The sequence below is a fragment of the Ruminococcus sp. D54t1_190329_F1 genome (assembly GCF_015551645.1).
GTDB classification, from domain to species: domain Bacteria; phylum Bacillota; class Clostridia; order Lachnospirales; family Lachnospiraceae; genus Blautia_A; species Blautia_A faecis.
Genome location: NZ_JADNDC010000043.1, coordinates 14,847 through 33,774 on the forward strand (window position 1 = coordinate 14,847; position 18,928 = coordinate 33,774).

Annotated in this window: 17 protein-coding genes; all 17 read right to left on the bottom strand. The window is 44.7% G+C overall.

What is annotated here, in order from left to right:
- Positions 1–91 precede the first annotated feature (91 nt).
- Positions 92–1,171, bottom strand: coding sequence for a 30S ribosomal protein S1 (gene rpsA / locus I2D69_RS16500; RefSeq protein ID WP_118578042.1), 1,080 nt, complete (start codon positions 1,169–1,171; stop codon positions 92–94).
- Positions 1,152–2,021 carry a 4-hydroxy-3-methylbut-2-enyl diphosphate reductase gene (gene ispH, locus I2D69_RS16505; protein WP_148461991.1) on the bottom strand — a complete coding sequence of 290 codons (870 nt, stop codon included), beginning with the start codon at positions 2,019–2,021 and terminating at the stop codon, positions 1,152–1,154. Before ispH ends, rpsA begins: the two co-directional genes overlap by 20 nt.
- Before the next feature lie 3 nt (positions 2,022–2,024).
- Positions 2,025–2,693, bottom strand: a complete 669-nt coding sequence (gene cmk, locus I2D69_RS16510; RefSeq protein WP_148461990.1) for a (d)CMP kinase — start codon at positions 2,691–2,693, stop codon at positions 2,025–2,027.
- A gap of 60 nt (positions 2,694–2,753) precedes the next feature.
- The gene (locus I2D69_RS16515; protein WP_148461989.1) at positions 2,754–4,031 is read right to left on the bottom strand and encodes an NAD(P)/FAD-dependent oxidoreductase; all 1,278 of its coding nucleotides are present in this window, start codon (positions 4,029–4,031) and stop codon (positions 2,754–2,756) included.
- 239 nt (positions 4,032–4,270) lie between these two features.
- Entirely contained in the window at positions 4,271–5,683 is a 1,413-nt protein-coding gene (locus I2D69_RS16520) for an oxaloacetate decarboxylase subunit alpha (RefSeq protein WP_173715969.1), read from the bottom strand.
- A gap of 87 nt (positions 5,684–5,770) precedes the next feature.
- Positions 5,771–6,919, bottom strand: a complete 1,149-nt coding sequence (locus I2D69_RS16525) for a sodium ion-translocating decarboxylase subunit beta (RefSeq protein ID WP_118578037.1) — start codon at positions 6,917–6,919, stop codon at positions 5,771–5,773.
- A gap of 16 nt (positions 6,920–6,935) precedes the next feature.
- Positions 6,936–7,304: a biotin/lipoyl-binding carrier protein gene (locus I2D69_RS16530; RefSeq protein ID WP_118578036.1), complete on the bottom strand. Its 369-nt coding sequence runs from the start codon at positions 7,302–7,304 to the stop codon at positions 6,936–6,938.
- A gap of 18 nt (positions 7,305–7,322) precedes the next feature.
- A complete protein-coding gene (locus tag I2D69_RS16535) occupies positions 7,323–8,057 on the bottom strand; it encodes an OadG family transporter subunit (RefSeq protein ID WP_173769066.1) in 735 nt (244 codons plus the stop codon).
- A 14-nt stretch (positions 8,058–8,071) separates the two neighbouring features.
- Entirely contained in the window at positions 8,072–9,508 is a 1,437-nt protein-coding gene (locus I2D69_RS16540) for a carboxyl transferase domain-containing protein (protein ID WP_148461985.1), read from the bottom strand.
- 172 nt (positions 9,509–9,680) lie between these two features.
- On the bottom strand, positions 9,681–11,009 hold the full coding sequence (locus tag I2D69_RS16545) for a D-alanyl-D-alanine carboxypeptidase family protein (protein WP_227199145.1): 1,329 nt from the start codon (positions 11,007–11,009) through the stop codon (positions 9,681–9,683).
- Between the two features lie 153 nt (positions 11,010–11,162).
- Positions 11,163–11,960 carry a zinc dependent phospholipase C family protein gene (locus tag I2D69_RS16550; RefSeq protein ID WP_148461983.1) on the bottom strand — a complete coding sequence of 266 codons (798 nt, stop codon included), beginning with the start codon at positions 11,958–11,960 and terminating at the stop codon, positions 11,163–11,165.
- Positions 11,961–12,092: 132 nt separating this feature from the next.
- A complete protein-coding gene (gene scpB / locus I2D69_RS16555; RefSeq protein ID WP_118578031.1) occupies positions 12,093–12,662 on the bottom strand; it encodes an SMC-Scp complex subunit ScpB in 570 nt (189 codons plus the stop codon).
- A gap of 3 nt (positions 12,663–12,665) precedes the next feature.
- Positions 12,666–13,457: a segregation/condensation protein A gene (locus I2D69_RS16560; RefSeq protein WP_148461982.1), complete on the bottom strand. Its 792-nt coding sequence runs from the start codon at positions 13,455–13,457 to the stop codon at positions 12,666–12,668.
- Between the two features lie 17 nt (positions 13,458–13,474).
- Complete coding sequence (locus tag I2D69_RS16565; protein ID WP_148461981.1) at positions 13,475–14,263, bottom strand: metallophosphoesterase; 789 nt, start codon at positions 14,261–14,263, stop codon at positions 13,475–13,477.
- Between the two features lie 33 nt (positions 14,264–14,296).
- A complete protein-coding gene (locus tag I2D69_RS16570; RefSeq protein WP_173769067.1) occupies positions 14,297–15,325 on the bottom strand; it encodes a molybdopterin-binding protein in 1,029 nt (342 codons plus the stop codon).
- 39 nt (positions 15,326–15,364) lie between these two features.
- Positions 15,365–17,113 (bottom strand): ABC transporter ATP-binding protein, encoded by a 1,749-nt coding sequence (locus I2D69_RS16575; protein WP_118578027.1) that lies wholly within the window; start codon positions 17,111–17,113, stop codon positions 15,365–15,367.
- A 239-nt stretch (positions 17,114–17,352) separates the two neighbouring features.
- The gene (locus I2D69_RS16580; protein ID WP_195380260.1) at positions 17,353–18,558 is read right to left on the bottom strand and encodes a D-alanyl-D-alanine carboxypeptidase family protein; all 1,206 of its coding nucleotides are present in this window, start codon (positions 18,556–18,558) and stop codon (positions 17,353–17,355) included.
- Positions 18,559–18,928: the final 370 nt, after the last annotated feature.

Here is an 18,928-nt window from a genome sequence, read left to right on the forward strand (position 1 = left end):
ATATCAAAACCAACCGCCATTCACAAATCCTGTGAATGGCGGTTATTTACATGGGATAAGAGAAATGCACAACACTTCCCTCTTAGTTAAATTATTCCTCTACAGACTCTTCCTCAGCCGGAGCCTCAAGAGCTTTCATGCTAAGGCTGATTTTCTTGTCTTCGCCATTGAAATCAACAACTTTAGCCTGGATCTCCTGTCCGATTGTAAGCACATCAGATGGTTTTGCAACGTGCTCTCTGGAAATCTGAGATACATGAAGAAGTGCATCTACGCCAGGTGCAAGCTCAACAAATGCACCGAAGTCTGTCATACGTGCAACTTTACCAGTTACTACGTTTCCAACAGCGAAATCCTCAGCAGCTGTAAGCCATGGATTCTCCTCCGGGAATTTCATTGTAAGAGCAATCTTCTCGCCCTTGATATCTTTGATCATAACTTTAACAGTCTCACCAACTGTGAAGACTTTCTTCGGGTTCTCTACTCTGCCCCAGGACATCTCAGAGATGTGAAGCAGTCCGTCAGCGCCGCCCAGATCGATGAATGCACCAAAATCTGTAACGTTCTTAACAACACCCTCTACTGTATCGCCAACATGGATACGCTCCATAAGCTCCTGCTGTTTCTTAGCTTTCTCAGCAACAAGAAGCTGTTTGCGGTTACCAATGATGCGGCGTCTTCTTGGATTGAACTCTGTGATAACGAACTCAATCTCCTGATCAGCATATTTGCTGAGATCTTTCTCATATGTGTCGGAAACAAGGCTTGCAGGAATGAATACACGTGTCTCCTCAACGTTAACACATAATCCACCGTCAAGTACCTGAGTTACAGGAGCCTTTAATACTTCCTGGTTCTCGAATGCTTCCTCAAGCCGTTTATTGCCTTTCTCTGCAGCAAGTCTCTTGTAGGTTAAGATAACCTGGCCTTCGCCATCGTTTACCTTAAGCACTTTGGCTTCCATGGAGTCACCTACATGTACAGCGTCTGTGAGTACTACGGAAGGATCATTGCTATATTCACTCTTGGTGATAATACCATCAGCTTTATAGCCAATATTCAGGATAATTTCATCTTCTTTCACATCGATGACCTTTCCCTGTACGATTTCTCCATTTCTGATTGTTTTTACGGAATCTTCCAGCATCTGTTCAAAACTTAATTCTGACATGTTCTTGAACCTCCTCAATAATTTTCTTTGGGGTTGAAGCCCCTGCTGTAATACCTACATAACTACTGCATTGGAACATATCTGAATCCAAGTCTACAGGTGTTTGTATATAGTAAGTATTTTCACATTCCTTTTTACATATTTCAAACAGCTTTTGAGTATTGGAACTATGTCGGCCTCCTACGACTAACATAGTGTCTACCTCTCCGGCTATGCTCTTTGCTTCTCTCTGCCGTTCTTCGGTAGCATTACAAATAGTGTTTAAAATATTAAGAATATTTAAAACAGTATTATCATACCTCTTTTTGCGGAGAATTTCAACTAAATCTTTAAATTTATTATAATTAAATGTGGTCTGCGACACAATGCACACATTTTTGCCTTCCGGAGGCACGAAATCCAGTGCGTCCTGTTTGGTGCGGATCACAGTATATGGTCCTATACACCAGCCGCAGATTCCCACAACCTCAGGATGATCCGGATCTCCAATGATCACAATATGGGAACCGGCTTTGCTCTCCTTTTCCACAATCCGGTGGATCTTCAGGACAAAAGGACAGGTCACGTCCACATAGGAAAGGCCGCACTCTTCCAGCTGATCGTAGACTTTTTTTCCAACACCGTGTGAGCGGATCACTACGGTGCTGCCCTCTGGAAGAGTTTTCAGTTCTTCTTCTGAAGCAACACGGACACCTTTCTTTTCCAGATCATTTACCACTTCTTCATTGTGGATGATGGGACCCAGGGTAAAAAGCCTGTCCGGACAGCTGTCGATCAGTTCATATACCTTATCTACTGCACGCTGCACGCCAAAGCAAAAGCCTGCTGTTTTTGCAACTTTTACTTCCATGGTTTATTCCACCTTATCTTTGTAAATTCCAAGGATCGCAGCTACCACTTCATCAATGTTCATAAGAGAAGAATCCACAAGCACTGCATCCTCAGCCTGGCGAAGAGGAGAAATTTCTCTTGTCATATCCTGATGATCCCGGTTTTCAATGTCTTTCTTGATTTCTTCAAGATCAGCACTCTCGCCCTTGGCAAGATATTCATCATAACGCCTCTTAGCTCTGGTCTCCACGCTGGCAGTAAGATAAATCTTCACCTGTGCGTCCGGAAGAACTACAGTTCCAATATCCCTGCCATCCATTACCACATCGTTCTTTGCTGCCAGATTTCTCTGAAGATTGAGAAGATGTGCCCTTACCGCCGGGTTTGCAGATGTTTTGGATGCCATGTTTCCAACCTCTTCCGTACGGATATACTGATTTACATTCTCACCGTTAAGAATTACAACTTGCTCTCCATTTTCATATCGAATGGAAACCTCAGCGCTCTGACAGTTACCTGCAACTGCTTCCGCATCTGTTCCGTCAATTTCATTTCTCAGCAAATAAAGTGCAACGGCACGGTACATAGCGCCTGTATCTACATAAATAAAAGACAGTTCCTTTGCCACTCTCTTTGCAATTGTGCTTTTGCCTGCTCCTGCCGGCCCGTCAATGGCAATGTTACATCCCATTTTCTCTGTTACCTCCTCTTAAATCGCAGTTTTTTCACTTCTTACATTTATAACAGATTTTTATTCATTTTTCAATGCCATAGCTGCAAGATATGCGGTAGACCATGCAATCTGGAGATTATAACCGCCGGTCACTGCATCCAGATCCAGTACTTCTCCGATAAAATAAAGCTTCTTTACCCTTCTGGATTCCATAGTACCAGGCTGGATATCCTTCACAGAAACACCACCTCTTGTAATAACTGCTTCTTTATATTCTCCCATTCCATTGATGGTAAATGGGAAAGCTTTCACCAGTTCTTCAAAGTGCATTCTTTCTTCCCTGGAAATATCGTGTATCTTTTTTTCCGGAGAAATACCACCCAGTTCCAGCATGACAGGTGTAAGGGATGATGGAAAAAGTACGCCGATCACATTCTTAAACTGTTTGTTCTGTCCTGCCTCAAATTCCCGCAGAATTCTGGCATCCAGCTGTTCCATGGTAAGGGCAGGCTTCAGATCCAGATAAGCATTCAGCTCTCCGGATTTCTGCAGTTGTTTGCCAATATGTGCGCTTGCAGATAAAATCATGGGGCCTGTCACGCCAAAGTGGGTGAACATCATCTCGCCAAAATCCTGGAAAAGCACCTTTTTGCCTGACTTAATCGTAAGTTCAGAGTTTTTTAAGGAAAGTCCCTGAAGTCTTGGGATATAATCCTCTTTTGTCTTAAGAGGAACCAGAGACGGAGAAAGCTCCGTTACTTTATGGCCGGTTTCCTCTGCAAAGCGATAACCATCCCCTGTGGAGCCTGTTGACTGATAGGAAAGTCCTCCAGTGGCAACCAGAACATGGTCGCCCTCCATAAAACTTCCATCTGCCAGTTCTACACCGGTTACCTGGCTGTGATGTGCCTTTTTCTCATCCACGTCCGGTTCCTCATAAGGACTGACCTTCACATTTTTCACCTCTGTGCGAAGATGGATATATGCGCCAGCTTTCTTAAGTTCCCGTTCCAGACCGCGGATAATATCTGAAGAATGGTCAGACACAGGGAAAACCCGGTTACCTCTCTCTGTCTTCAGTGGAACTCCCGCTTCTTCAAAGAATTCCATTACGTCCTGGGGTGTAAAAGAATAGAAAGCACTGTACAGGAATTTCGGGTTAGACATAACTGCCCGGAACAGTTCTTCCGTGTCACAGTTATTTGTAACATTGCATCTGCCTTTTCCTGTAATATACACTTTCTTTCCAAGTTTCTCATTTTTCTCCAGAATGTGGACCTCATGTCCTGCCCTTGCCAGATAAACACCGGCCATCATTCCAGCAGCTCCGCCGCCTACGATCAATATTTTACTCATTTAGATACCTTTCATAAATCTGTTCGAAAACCTTTTTCTGCGGAATTCCCAGGTTGTGACCAGCCGCCCCTGGCGATATTTGCCCACTGTAGAATATTTTTTTCATACCGGATTCAAACAGTTTTGTGTATATTTTTTAAAAAGACACGTGCAAAAACCTTCTCTGCACGTGTCTTTCGTCGTAATTTCTATAGGATCAGCATATAACCTGTCCCATAGAAATCCTTATTCCTCACTGATTAAACCGGATATGCTCCGTTTTTGGTATCAGCAACCGTCTCATCCACCTTTTTCTCCTGAGCCTGACGATACTTGAAGAAGTCAGTAGCAACCTGTGGGAACAGTGCATAGGACAGAACGTCCTCATCCTGCTCTTTATACTGTGCCATCTCGCCTTCAAGTTTGCCCAGCTCATTCTCAAGAAGATCTGCCGGACGGCATGTGATCGGCTGTGTGTCACCGATACATTTCTTCTGAACTTCTGGATTGAATGGTTTTGCTGTAGCACCATATTTTCCGCTGAGAACATCTTTTGTCTCTTTGGTAACCATCTTGTATCTCTCGCCCATGAGAACGTTAAATACAGCCTGTGTACCAACGATCTGGGAAGACGGAGTAACAAGCGGCGGCTCACCAAGGTCTTTACGTACACGCGGAACTTCCTCAAGAACATCATAGAACTTGTCTTCTGCGTGCTGCTCTTTCAGCTGGGAAGTAAGGTTGGATAACATACCACCTGGTACCTGATACAGAAGAGTCTTGATGTTTACGCCAAGGTTCTTCGGATTCAGAAGGCCGCTCTCAAGAGCCTCGTCACGCATTGGACGGAAGTAGTCTGCGATCTCAGCAAGGAGCTGCTGATCAAATCCGGTATCATATGGAGTGCCTTTGAAGGTCTCAACCATAACCTCAGTTGCAGGCTGGGAAGTACCCAGTGCAAATGGAGACATTGCAGTATCGATGATATCAACACCAGCTTCAACAGCTTTTAAGTAAGTCATGGAAGCTACACCAGAGGTGTAATGTGTATGAAGATCGATCGGGATCTTAACAGTCTCTTTCAGGGCTGTAACAAGCTCAGTTGCCTTATATGGAAGAAGAAGACCGGCCATATCTTTGATACAGATAGAGTCTGCACCCATTTCCTCGATACGTTTCGCAATGCTTGTCCAGTACTCAAGAGTATAAGCATCACCAAGTGTATAGGAAAGAGCAACCTGTGCATGGCCATGCTCTTTGTTTGCAGCATGTACAGCAGTCTGAAGGTTGCGAAGGTCGTTCATACAGTCGAAAATACGGATGATATCGATACCATTTGCCAGAGATTTCTGAACAAAATACTCTACAACATCATCAGCGTATGGACGGTATCCAAGAATGTTCTGGCCACGGAAAAGCATCTGCAGCTTTGTGTTCTTGAATCCTGCACGTAATTTACGAAGTCTTTCCCACGGATCCTCATGAAGGAAACGAAGGCTTGCATCGAAAGTAGCACCGCCCCAGCACTCAACTGCATGGTAGCCTACTTTATCAAGTTTATCAACGATTGGAAGCATCTGCTCTGTTGTCATACGGGTTGCAATCAGGGACTGATGTGCATCACGCAGAATGGTTTCCACAATTTTAACAGGTTTTTTTTCAATTTCTGCCATAATTGTTCTCCTTATTTATTTAGTTCATCCGGACTTCCCGGTTTCACTATAGAAAGCCGGGAAAAATCCGAATTTCTGGTATCATTATTAGATTCCGTAAATAGCCATAAATGCTCCTGCAGCAACGGCTGTACCGATAACACCGGCAACGTTTGGTCCCATTGCATGCATCAGAAGGAAGTTGGTAGGATCTGCCTCAGCACCAACCTTCTGGGAAACACGGGCTGCCATAGGTACCGCAGATACACCGGCGGAACCAATAAGCGGATTGATTTTGCCGCCTGTAAGCTTGCACATAACCTTTCCGAGCATAACACCGCCGAAAGTACCACATGCAAATGCCACAAGACCTAATACAACGATTTTCAAAGTATCCACATTCAGGAATGCCTCTGCACTTGTGGAAGCACCAACAGATGTACCAAGAAGGATAACTACGATGTACATAAGTGCATTGGAAGCTGTCTCTGTAAGCTGTTTTACAACGCCGCACTCTCTGAACAGGTTACCAAGCATAAGCATACCAACCAGAGGAGCTGTTGTCGGAAGAATCATGCAGACAACGATTGTGATTACGATTGGGAAGAGGATCTTCTCAAGCTTGGATACAGGGCGAAGCTGCTCCATCTTGATTTTACGCTCTTTCTCAGTAGTAAACAGTTTCATGATCGGAGGCTGGATGATCGGAACCAGTGACATATAGGAATATGCCGCCACGGCGATCGGTCCCATAAGAGCAGTCTGACCAAGCTTACCAGCAAGGAAAATGGAGGTCGGACCATCTGCACCACCGATGATGGAGATTGCTGCTGCTGCTTTTCCATTGAATCCAAGGAAGATTGCAAGGAAGTAAGCCATATAGATACCGAGCTGCGCTGCAGCACCCATCAGGAAGCTTTTCGGATTCGCGATCAGCGGACCAAAGTCTGTCATGGCACCTACACCCATAAAGATAAGGGAAGGAAGAATACTCCACTCATCAAGGATGTAGAAGTAATGAAGAAGACCGCCAACACCGTTGGACATGTCTTCCGGATTTGCCATAATGTCCGGATAAATATTAACAAGGAGCATACCAAATGCAATGGGAACAAGCAGCAGAGGCTCAAATCCCTTTGCAATGGCAAGATATAAGAATACACAAGCAACCACGATCATCAGGTAGTTACCCCATGTCAGATTAAAAAATGCGGTCTGATGGATCAGGTTGGACAAAGTGTCTGCTACGTAAGACATCCTATTACCTCCCGACTTAGTTCATTGTTGCCAGGGTATCTCCATTTTCTACAGAGGCACCTTCTGCAACGTCAATGCTTGCAACGGTTCCGTCCTGAGGAGCTACAACCGGGATCTCCATCTTCATGGATTCCAGGATTACAATGTTGTCACCGGCTTTTACAGCCTGTCCAACGCTTGCTGCGATTTTCAGAACCTTTCCAGGTACGGAAGCTGCAACCTTAACTGCGCCTGCTCCGGCTGCTGCTTTAGGAGCTGCCTTCGGTGCCGGTGCTGCTTTCGGAGCTGCTGCAGGAGCTGCAGCTGCTGGTGCGGAAACGCTTCCTGTCTCTTCAACAGTTACTTCATATGCTGTTCCGTTAACGGTAATTGTATAACTTTTCATTTTAGGATCCTCCTGTATTTATCTCTTTTTACGATTGATTTTGCGGATGGAACGAACAACGAATCCATCTGTAGTGGTTCCCTCAGCTGCTGCAATTGCTGCTGCGATAACCGCGATCAGTTCTGTATCGTCTGCTTCTGCAGCTTCCACTGGTGCTGCCACCGGTGCAGGGGCAGGGGCTGCTGCAGCCTGAGCTTTTTTCTTTGCTTCCGGATTCGGGATGAATCTGAACAGATAGATCAGGAAGCTCAGGAAAATAAGAACGATGAATACGATTGCAATACCCATGATAGTATTCATAACAGCTCTTCTTAAGGTCTCAGCCATGGAATACTGTACATCAACAGTAAGGGATGTAGGTGTTCCTGTAGAAGCATCGAAAATATAAACGAAATTTGCATCTGCTTTCTCAAAGGAGACCGGTACAGTAACGGTATATCCGTCGTCAGAAGCCTTCACCTCTGTCTCTCCGGTTCTCTCCTTTAAAGCCCCAACTTCATCCTTGGAGCCTGCCCATGCAGTCATTGCTCCAACAGTAAACTCATCAGATGACTTGGTATAATTCTCAATATCTTCATCACTGAGAGCAATGATGGTATCGGTAAGTCCCTCAGCGGTAGTGACCAGGGTCTGCTTTACCGTGTCATCTACCTCATCAGCTGCCCATACGGAGGATACTCCGGTAAGAGTGAGAACTGCCATCATGAGAAGTACTGTGCAAAGGGAGGATACTTTCTTAAAAATCTGTTTCATATGCTCCACCTCGCTTAGACCGTGCCGTGTTTCTTGGACGGACGTTCTTCCCTTTTTGTGAACAGCATTTCAAATGCACCGATCACATATTTTCTTGTATCAGCCGGGCTGATAATGGTGTCAACATATCCTCTTGCTGCTGCAGAGGAAACAGAGTTCTGAAGTTCTCTGTACTCAGCTGCTTTCTCAGTAAGAGCTGCTGCGTCATCGCCTGCATACATGATCTTGGCTGCAAGGTCTGCATCCATCATACCGATCTCTGCGTTCTCCCATGCGTATACCATGTCTGCACCGATTGCTTTGCTGTTCATAGCTGTGTAAGCGGTTCCAAATGCTTTGCCGATCACAACGTTAACCTTCGGAACAGTAGCGTCTGCAAATGCATGAACCAGTGCTCCGACAGATTTCGCCATCATCTTCTCGCCACATACAGTAGCCTTAAAGCCGTTTACATTTGTAAGAGTAAGTACCGGGATCTCGAAAGCGTCACAGAATTTTACGAACTCTGCTGCTTTTCTTGCACCGCGTGCACTAAGGGTACCATCAGACTCCCATACCTTTTTGCCTTCCGCATCATAGCTCTCGCTTCTGTTTGCAACAGCACCAACGGTAGCGCCGTTCAGTCTGATAAATCCAACAGCAACACTCTTGCCGTAGTCAGCTTTTACCTCGAAGAACTGTCCGTTATCAGCGATTCTGGAAAGTGCAATGGCTGTGTCGCCTGTGCAGTTCTCAATATCCTCGCATACACGGTTCAGGTCGTCTGTGCACTCCATGTAAGAATCAGTGTCTTCGCAGTTAGATGGCAGATATGTTACGAGTTCACGGATTTTTCCAAGGATCTCGTCCTCAGTGCCGATTCCGTCTACAAGACCTGTCTCTTCGCTCTGGAATCTGGCAGAGGATGTGTCACATTTGGAAACGTGATTGCCTTCAAGGGCGTTCGGGGTGTTTACAAACAGTTTGCCTTTCTTCTCTTCAACAAATGTGAAGTCTGTCAGTGCCGGTACAAGTGCCATACCACCACCGCAGGTACCGAAGATACCTGTGATCTGTGGAATCAGTCCGGATGCCAGAGTCTGTTTCATATAAATTTCACCGAATGCTTCCAATGCGTCAGTTGCCTCCTGAAGACGGAGACCTGCACAATCGATCAGGCCGATCACCGGAGCACCGGTCTTCATAGCCATATCATAAAGTCTGGTAATCTTCTTGGCATGCATTTCACCAACTGTTCCGTTCAGTACGGAAACATCCTGGCTGTACACATACACCAGATTTCCATCGATTACACCATATCCGGTAATAACACCGTCTGAAGGTGCTTTTTTTTCAGTCATGTTGAAATCTGTATTTCTGGCTGTTACACTTTGGCCGATCTCAACAAAACTGTTCGCGTCAAGCAAAGAAGTGATTCTTGTGCCCGCTAAACTTTGTGTTGCGTTACTCATTCTTTCTTGCCCTCCATTTTATAATAATTTAAAAGTATAACCAAAAATTCTGCCGATTCTAATTGTACATTTTTTCACACAATTTTTCAATAGTTTTCCGTGTTTTTATGCAAAAAAATCCCTCGATTTTCGGGGGATTTTTTTATATATCATACATATTCCGTCAGGCTTTTTAGTGAAAAAAGTCATGAAACACCTTGTTTGCACACCATAAATAGGTGATTTTGACGATATTGCGGTCTGCTGTCACAAAATAGTTATCCAGGACAAGTTCTCCAAGGCTAAAAGTGACCTGACCAATTTTCTGCCCCTTTTTCACAGGCGCCGTCAAATTTTTCTCAATACGCAGACGACAGGTAATCTTTTCCCCTTCTTTCAGAAGGATCTGCTTCTTTTTGTCAGAATCGGATGCCTGGATCTGTCCATTTATATATGCATCTGCGAAACCTGTCCCGATTTCTGTGAAAATTTTCCCGGAATTTTCCTGGTTTTCTTTACCAGATTCTTTCCCGCTGCTTTCGTCAGTCCCATCCTTTACTGGTATAGCCGGAATCTCCGGCTCCTGCCAGTAGGTTTCCTTGTGAAAATTTGCTTTGCCATATTCCAGCAGTTTCATGGCATCTTTCCATTTATATGTCTTATTATTCGGCCAGCCGCAGCCAAGAAGGGAAATAATAAATTTTCTTTCCTCATTTTCACAGGCTGCCACATAACAATAACCCGCATTTCCTGTAAAACCTGTTTTTCCTGAAATGGCGTCCGGAGTCATATCAAGAAATGCATTTGCATTATGGACAGAAAACTGACGTTTTCCTGAAATATCAGAAAAAGAATAATCCCTGGTCTGTGTAATATGAAGAAATGCTTTATTTTTCACCGCATAGCTCATGATCAAAGCCAGATCTCTTGCGGTAGTCTGATGAATGCCTCCTGCATCTGCACTGTCAAGACCGTTCGGCGTAACAAAATGAGTGTTCGTGCAGCCAATCTCCTTTGCTTTTGCATTCATCATTTTTGCAAACCCTTCCACAGAACCGCCAATGTGTTCAGCAATTGCCACGGCCGTATCATTATGGCTTTTCAACATTAAAGAATAAAGAAGATCTTCCAGGTAATACTGCTCCCCTTCCTTTAAATTCAGCTTTACTTCTGGTTGAGAGGCCGCATTTTCTGACACCATTACATAATCATCACCGGAGCCCTTCTCCAAGGCAAGGATACAGGTCATTACCTTTGTGGTACTGGCATTCGGACGAGCTGTATAGCCCTCTTTTTCGTACAGTACCCGGCCAGAATCCCCATCCATAAGAACTGCTGATAAGGCATAGAGATTTCCAGGTCCGTCTGTTTCTTTCATATCAACAGCTGCCGGTATCATCTGCACAATGGAGCTGACAGCCTTTTTTTCGTCTGTGCCAGTGCTTCCTGACACCTGGCCAGCAGTGCATAAAACAAGTACAAAAGTCAGTGTAAGACAAAAGAATCTGTATCTGCTTTTCATAGTCCACCCCACATTCCGTTTATAGTATTTTACGCGAACCTGTCCCAAACTATGCAAAGCTCACTCTACAAGTTTTACCTGATAAAAAGAACAGGTATCTTACAGAAATACCTGTCCCTGAAATTGGTTCAATTTTCAATTTGTATATCACAGCTAACCATTGTAAGTCAGATCCCATCGCTCAGACAACAGCCTGTCCTCCTGGGAAAGCTGATACAGCTCCAACAATTCTGCCGGTGCCTCTTTCACCTCTTTTTCAAACAATGTATTCAGCTGTTCCACAGGTTCCCTGCTGCCACCTGCCGGCTGAGCCATCATATAGTGATCGATCAAAGCAGACTGTGCTCTTCTTCCTCCAAGGCTGGAAAGCTTCGACAAGCGCGCCCGTCTTGTCCCGCCATCGTCACATACCAGCAGATTTGTCATAAATTTCATCAGTTTAAGGCTCAGAAGAATATCTCCTGTTTTTACAAGAGGAAAAGCCTTGTGGATTTCCGCTGCATTTTTGCGTTTTGCTTTGATACAATCAGAAGGATAAAAGGCATATGGATTTTTTCCATTTTCTTCCATAAGGAAGCGGTCAAATTCAATTTCCAGAAGGCTGTGGGAAATCCTGCCCTTATCATTCATTTCATTTACAAAAGGATGACAGGAAGAGTCCAGAAGATAATGACAGCCAAAGCCAAGAAGATAGGCAAGAAGTGCCTCATCACCAGTCTCTCTGACCTGCGCCATTCCCTGGGTAAAAAAAGCCCGGGCTTTTTCTTTGTGCATACGGTATCCTACACTGCTTACGTGATTCTTAAAAATAAAATAATAGAAGAAAATATCCGGTCCGTGAAGACCGATCCGATACAGTTCACCGTTTTTCCGAATAATTTCTTTCACTTGATCGGGCAATTGTCTGTATACTTTCTGACCAAACAAATCATGTGCATATGTTGTGGGCATTTTTTCTCTCCTGTCTTATCGCCTGCAGTTTATCTGCGGCTTACTTGTCCTGTTTCATTGTCTGCAGTTTATCCGCGGCTTACTTGTTCTGTTATATCGTCTGCAGTTTATCTGTGGCTTACTTGTCCTGTCTTATATATCCAGCTTCAGCTGTACTTCCTCTTCGGCCTCAGCCTTAAAATCCGCCATTTTTACCGGATCCACAGCTGGCAGCTCTTCCAGTCCCTGCACACCAAATGTGCGAAGGAATTCTTCTGTAGTGCCGAAAAGGATCGGTCGTCCAGGTGCATCAAGACGTCCAAGTTCCTTTACCAGATTATACTCCACCAGCTTATTTACTGCATGATCGCTTTTTACTCCCCGGATCTTTTCAATCTCAGCTTTTGTCACAGGCTGCTTATAGGCAATAATAGACAGCGTTTCCAGCATAACATCTGTAAGGGCAGGTTTCTTAGGCTGCATGGCAATCCGGATCAGACAGCCATAGTAATCCCGTTTGGTGCACAGCTGATAAGAGCCTTCCAGCTCAATGATCTGGATTCCCCTTCCCTCATCCTTATATTTATCCATCAGATTATGGAGTAATTTTTCTGTAGTCGGCTTATCCTGCTGAATTGCTTTCGCAATCTGACCTAATTCCACAGATTCACCCATCGCAAACAGAATTGCCTCAACGGCACCTTCTAATCGTTTAATTTCCATATACTATCCTTCTTCCTCTGCAAACTCTGTCAGATTCTTCCAGGTTTCTGGCTCCGTCACAACATTGATCTGGATGTCATCAAAGATCTCTTCCTGAACCACATGAATGTGTCCCATTTTTATCAGTTCCAGAACAGAAAGGAAGGTAACGATTACCTGTACTTTGGAGCACTGCTTTTTCAACAGGTCCCGAAAGCTGAATTTCCTGTGAGTCTTTGCAAATTCTTTCATCTCCAGCATTTTATCAGAAAGACTGACTTCTTCCTTCTCGATTTTTCCAAACTGGCTTCGGATAGGGTCCCGTCTGTCGTCCTGCCGCCTGATGATCGACTGGTAAATGGCGTTTAACTTCTCAAGAGTAAGACCAGCCAGAAGTTCTGAGGGATCCACTGGTTCCCGGTACTGAAGCACCTCCCTGGGCACATCCGGCTCACGGAAATAGACGCCGCTGGCATCGTCCATCTTGTCCTTCAGCTCATAAGACATATATTTATACATCTTATATTCCAGAAGTTTCTGAACCAGCTCCGCTCTGGGATCCTCTTCTTCTCCTTCTTCATTGATCTCTTTTGGAAGAAGCATCCGGCACTTGATATCCAGAAGCGTAGCGGCCATGACCATAAACTCACTCATAATACCAAGGTCTTCTTTTTCCATAGCGTGAATGTATTCCATGTACTGATCCGTAATCTCCACAATCGGTATATCATAAATATCAATTTTATTTTTATCAATAAGGTGAAGGAGCAGATCAAGCGGTCCTTCAAAAACATTCAGTTTTACGGGAATTGCCATGCGCTTTCCTCTCTCCCTTACGGTTTCATTTCTATAAAAATCAGCTCTCTTGGATTATGGATCCGAAGAGGCACTGTGTGTTCCCCAAGACCTGCACTTACGATCATACATTTGCCATTTTTGTAAAAATCGCCGCAACAGTATTTGGGAAAAGGTATAAACTGAGAGCTGATGGCTCCCACATGTCTGGAAAAACGGAGCACACCGCCATGGTAATGTCCAGACAGGATCAGGTCTGCACCCCAGCGGAAATAGGTTCTGCCATATTTGGGGTTATGGGCAAGCAGAATATTTATGGCCTCCGGATCTGGCTTTCCCATAAGCTCTTCCATTTTTTCAGAAGTGAGCTTCGGGGAAAAAGGCTTATGATAGTATTCCAGTGGAAGTTCCAGTCCATTTACCACAAAGGAATTGCCAGCCAGAACAACTTTGTTCTTCTCATTTGCCAGGAAACAGATTCCTTTTTGTTTCAATTCTGCCTGATATTCCAGATACTCATTCCGATAAATGTGCTCTTTGGCCTTCATTTTGGTTTCGTGATTTCCCATGGCGTAAAAAATAGGAAAGTTCTTCGCCAATGTACAAAGCAGCTTCCTGGCGGTTTCCAGGGTGGAAGGATCCATCCGGACCACCATGTCTCCGGCAAGAAGAATGGCATCAGGGGCATATTCCTGGATTTTTTTCAGCAAAGTATTGTTCTCTTCGCCGAAAATGCTTCCGTGAAGGTCTGCAAGAACAGCAAAGCGCACGCTTTTTTTTATTTTCGGGTTATGGACTTCATAGGTTGCAGTTCGAAATTTTTCCATAAATCTCCTTAAATACTTTGTAATTTCCAGAGCTTACTTTCCAAATCCACAGTTGGGGAAAGTACAGACTTTGCAGTTCAGGCAGAGACCGCCTTCTCCGTATGCAGCAACTTCTTCCGGGAAAATTTCATCGTCTGCCATGATTCTTGGCAGAACCAGGTCAAATACAGTGCGCTTCGCATACATGACACATCCGGGAAGACCAAGGATCGGGATGCGTTTTCCCTCTTTCTCATAGTAAGCGATGAGAAGCATGGCTCCTGGCAGTACCGGTGCACCGTAAGTAACAACTCTGGCTCCTGTATCACGGATTCCTCCAGGTGTACGGTCATCTGGATCTACACTCATGCCGCCGCTGCAGACTACCATATCTGCACCCTGGTTAATAAATTCCATAATGTCGGCTGTGATCTGTGCCTTGTCATCTCCCGGAGTAGTCTGACCGATCACCTCAGTGGGGTACTCGGAAAGCTTTTCTTTTAATACAGGGGTAAAGGTATCCTGAATCAGACCTTTTTTTACCTCGCTTCCAGTTGTAACGATCCCAACTTTTTTGAGGTGATAGGGAAGAATGGAAAAAATCGGTTCCGGACCAGCAGCTTCCACAGCTTTGTCCATTTTTTCTTTTTCGATTACAAGAGGGATAATCCTGGTGCCAGCCAGTTTATCTCCTTTTTTTACCGGGAAGTCCCCATGGCGGGAAGCGATCATCATCTCCCCCAGAGAATTCACTGCCAGAAGAGCATCTCTGCGGATTTTCAGAACTCCGTCCTCGTCTGCTACCAGTTCGATCTTGCCTTCTTTCACATCAGTTCCATGCATGGAATCTCCTGCACAGATTTTATACAAAATATCAGCGCCCTCATTTTCATGAAGAATGCCTTCTTTCTTTTCCCACACAAAAAGATGTTCTTTTCCAACAGAAAGGAGCAGCGGAATGTCCTCTTCTTTCACAATATGTCCTTTGGAAAACAGAACGCCTTTCTTCTCATCCTTTATAATCTGTGTAATATCATGGCAGAGGATCTGGCCCACTGCGTCTTCGGTTCTTATTTCTTTCATTCTGCAATTCATCCTTTCGCATATAATTGCTGTTTACGATCACAATCCGGCTTTGCAAAGTTTCGCATATACGCCGTCCTTCTCCATCAGCTCCTGATGTGTACCTTCTTCTGCAATTCCATCTTCGGTCAGCACCAGGATCCTTCTGGCATTGCGGATCGTGGAAAGACGATGGGCGATCACAAAGGTGGTTCGGTCTTTGGCAAGACGTTCCAGAGATTGCTGCACTACCTTCTCACTTTCGTTATCCAGGGCGGATGTTGCCTCATCAAAAATCAGGATCGGCGGATTCTTCAGAAAAGCTCTCGCAATGGAAAGACGCTGTTTCTGTCCTCCGGAAAGCTTCACGCCGCGCTGTCCAATGTCTGTGCCATAGTTATCCGGCATTTCCATGATAAAGTCGTGGGCATTGGCAAGCTTGGCTGCGCGGATAACTTCCTCATCGGTAGCGTCCGGACGGCCATACCGGATATTTTCCATAATGTTTCCTGCAAACAGATATACATCCTGCTGCACAATGCCAATCTGATTACGAAGATCCTTCAGTTTGATCTTTCGGATATCTTTTCCATCCAGATAAATGGCACCGGATGAAACATCATAAAATCTGGGGATCAGGCTGCAAAGGGTAGTCTTTCCAGCTCCGGAAGTGCCTACAAGGGCAACATAGTCACCGGGCTTTACCTCCAGATTTACGTTGGAAAGTACTTTTTCATTGTGGTCTTCATAGTGGAAAGAAACATTCTCGAAGCGGATATCTCCTTTTACATGATCCATAGAAACTGCATCCGGCGCATCCTCAATATCCGGCGCAATGGACATCATTTCCAGGAAGCGGTCATAACCACTGTAGCCGTTCTGGAACTGCTCGGTAAAGTTTACCAGCTTGGTAACCGGCTCTGTAAAATTGTTAATATACAAAAGGAAGGTCACAAGATCTGTGGCGCTTAAATCTCCTGCTGCCAGGAACATGGCTCCGGAAACCAGTGCAGTAACTGTGATCAGCGTGGTAAACGCATCCATGCCTGCATGATAACCTGCCATATAGCGGTAAGTCACACGCTTGGAATCCACAAAACGCTCATTTCCTTTACGGAATTTCTCAATCTCGCGCTTCTCATTTCCAAAAGATTTTACCACACGGATTCCGGAAAGACTGTCCTCGATCTGGCTGTTGATCTCGCCCATGCGCACACGGTTTTCCTTAAATGCACTTTTCATCTTTTTATTATAAATCAGTGCATAGATCAGCATAATAATTACAACTGCGAAGCACAGCAGCGCCATCTGCGGCTTCACATTCATAAGAATGATCAGTGCTCCGAACAGCTTGATCACTGAGATCAGAATATCCTCCGGTCCATGGTGGAGAAGCTCTGTAATATCAAAAAGATCACTTGTGATCCTGGAAAGAAGCTGGCCGACCTTCTGATTATCATAAAATGCAAAAGAGAGCTTCTGGTAATGGCTGAATATCTCGTTTCGCATATCATGCTCAATATAAGCGCCCATCATATGTCCATAATAGGTAATAAAATAACGGCTTCCAAGCTGCACCAGGATCAGTACCAGCATTCCCACCCCGATTTTCAAAATCATGGTCTTCGCTTCATCCGCTGACATTTCACTTATGGAATTCATAATATAACGAACCATCAGTGGAATGACAAGTGTCACTGCTGCCCCAAGGAATGCAAAAAAAAGATCTGCAAAAAACAGTCCCTTATATGGTTTATAATAGCCTGCAAGCATCTTTAATCTGCCAGGCTGTTTTTTCTCTTGTTTCATATGATTCTCCTCCGCTTTTGCTGCTATATTTTTGTAAGACATCAGCAAAAATTTTCATACAGAGTTTATTATAAACCGATGAGGACTGTTTTGTCAAAATGCTTCTGTAATTTGTATAACTATTTTTAGGGTTACTGTTCACTCCGTTCACAGTAACGCGCTTCGCGGAACGTTACCAGTGAACAGTAACTTTTTAGGGGCAAAGGTGAAAATCAGGTTCTCCTGCCATACTACGTTCTTTACAATAGCTTTAATAGCTTTTCCAGACAGTTTTTATAGGTTGCTTTTTCTATAGTTTCAGAAAAAAGAATGTTCACCTCTCCAAGCTTTTGTCCATTCTGGTAATACTCCAGGGTACCGGCAACATCGCCTTCTTTTACAGGTGCCTGGACCTGAGTTTCCAGATTCAGTTTTCGTTCCACTTCGCCTATGGTTTTGCCGTCGGTGCTCAGATACTGGAAGTTTTTTTCATATTTTACTTCTGTGGTAGGTTTGGTTCCTTTTCGGACCTCTATCTGGGGAAGCTTTTCGGGATTTTCATCCGTGTAAAAGCTACATTTGGAAAAACCGTAGTTCAGCATGGCAGCGGCGTCCTTGAAACGAACTTTGTAATCGGGTGCTGCCATAACTACAGAAATCAAGGTAATGTTATTTCGGGACGCCACAGCAGATACGCAATACTTTGCCAGACTGGTACTTCCGGTTTTCAGACCGATGCATCCGTCGTAGCTGCGAAGGAGCTTGTTAGTGTTCGTTAAGCAGAACTCTTTGGAGCCTTGTCTGGTCACATGAGTAATATTTTCCATCCATATAGAGGAGTATTCCAGAATCTTCGGATATTTGGTGATCAGCTCCCGGCTCATAATGGCAATGTCCCGAACAGTTGTGTAGTGATCTGTGGATTCTGTCAATCCACAGCAGTCTACAAAATGGGTATTCTCCATTCCAAGCCCTGCTGCCCGCTCATTCATCTGCCGTACAAATTCCTGCTCGCTGCCTCCAATATGCTCTGCCATTGCTACACTGGCGTCATTTCCAGAGGCGATCACAATGCACTTGATCATAGTCTCCACATCCTGGGTTTCCCCTTCCTCCAAAAATACCTGGGAGCCACCCATAGACTTAGCGTAAGCGCTGGTTGTTACAAGGTCATCCATTTTCAGTGTACCATTCTCCAACGCATCGAAAATCAGGATCAGTGTCATGATCTTCGTAATACTTGCCGGACTGCGTCTTGTGTCCGGATCTTTTTCGTAAATCACAGTACCGGTACCGGCTTCCATCAGAAGGGCTGAAGGCGCCTGTACAAAAGTGTCATCGGTAGCCACTTTTGACTCTGTGGTTTGCTGCTGTTCCTCCGCATATGTAATCCGACAACCAGCCCCCACCATGAGACTAGCCAGTAAAATGGGCAGAACCGCCTTTCTTATTGCCTTTTCAAGCATAGTATGTCTCCTCAAAAATAAGTTCTATTCTATTGTAAAACTCGTGCTTCTATTTTATTCCTCTAATCTCAAACGTAAAAAGCGGCGGCCAAGGAAACTTCCTCTTTGCCACCGCGGATTGCTATTTAATGTGTTGGTCATTATCCCGAACGCGATTTCACAATGTATATTCACCGCCGCGCGTCGCAACGTTCCGGCAAGCTAATGACTAACTACGACTAAGACGCTCAGGAAAGCCTTCGCGCCTAAGTCTCCGTAAGTCATGGATCTCGCCTCCACTAAAACCGCTCCTGAAATGCGCGGCTTGCGAATATACATTGCAAAATCGCTGGTTACTGGAAAGGGAAGAAAGAAACAGTAACGACAACAA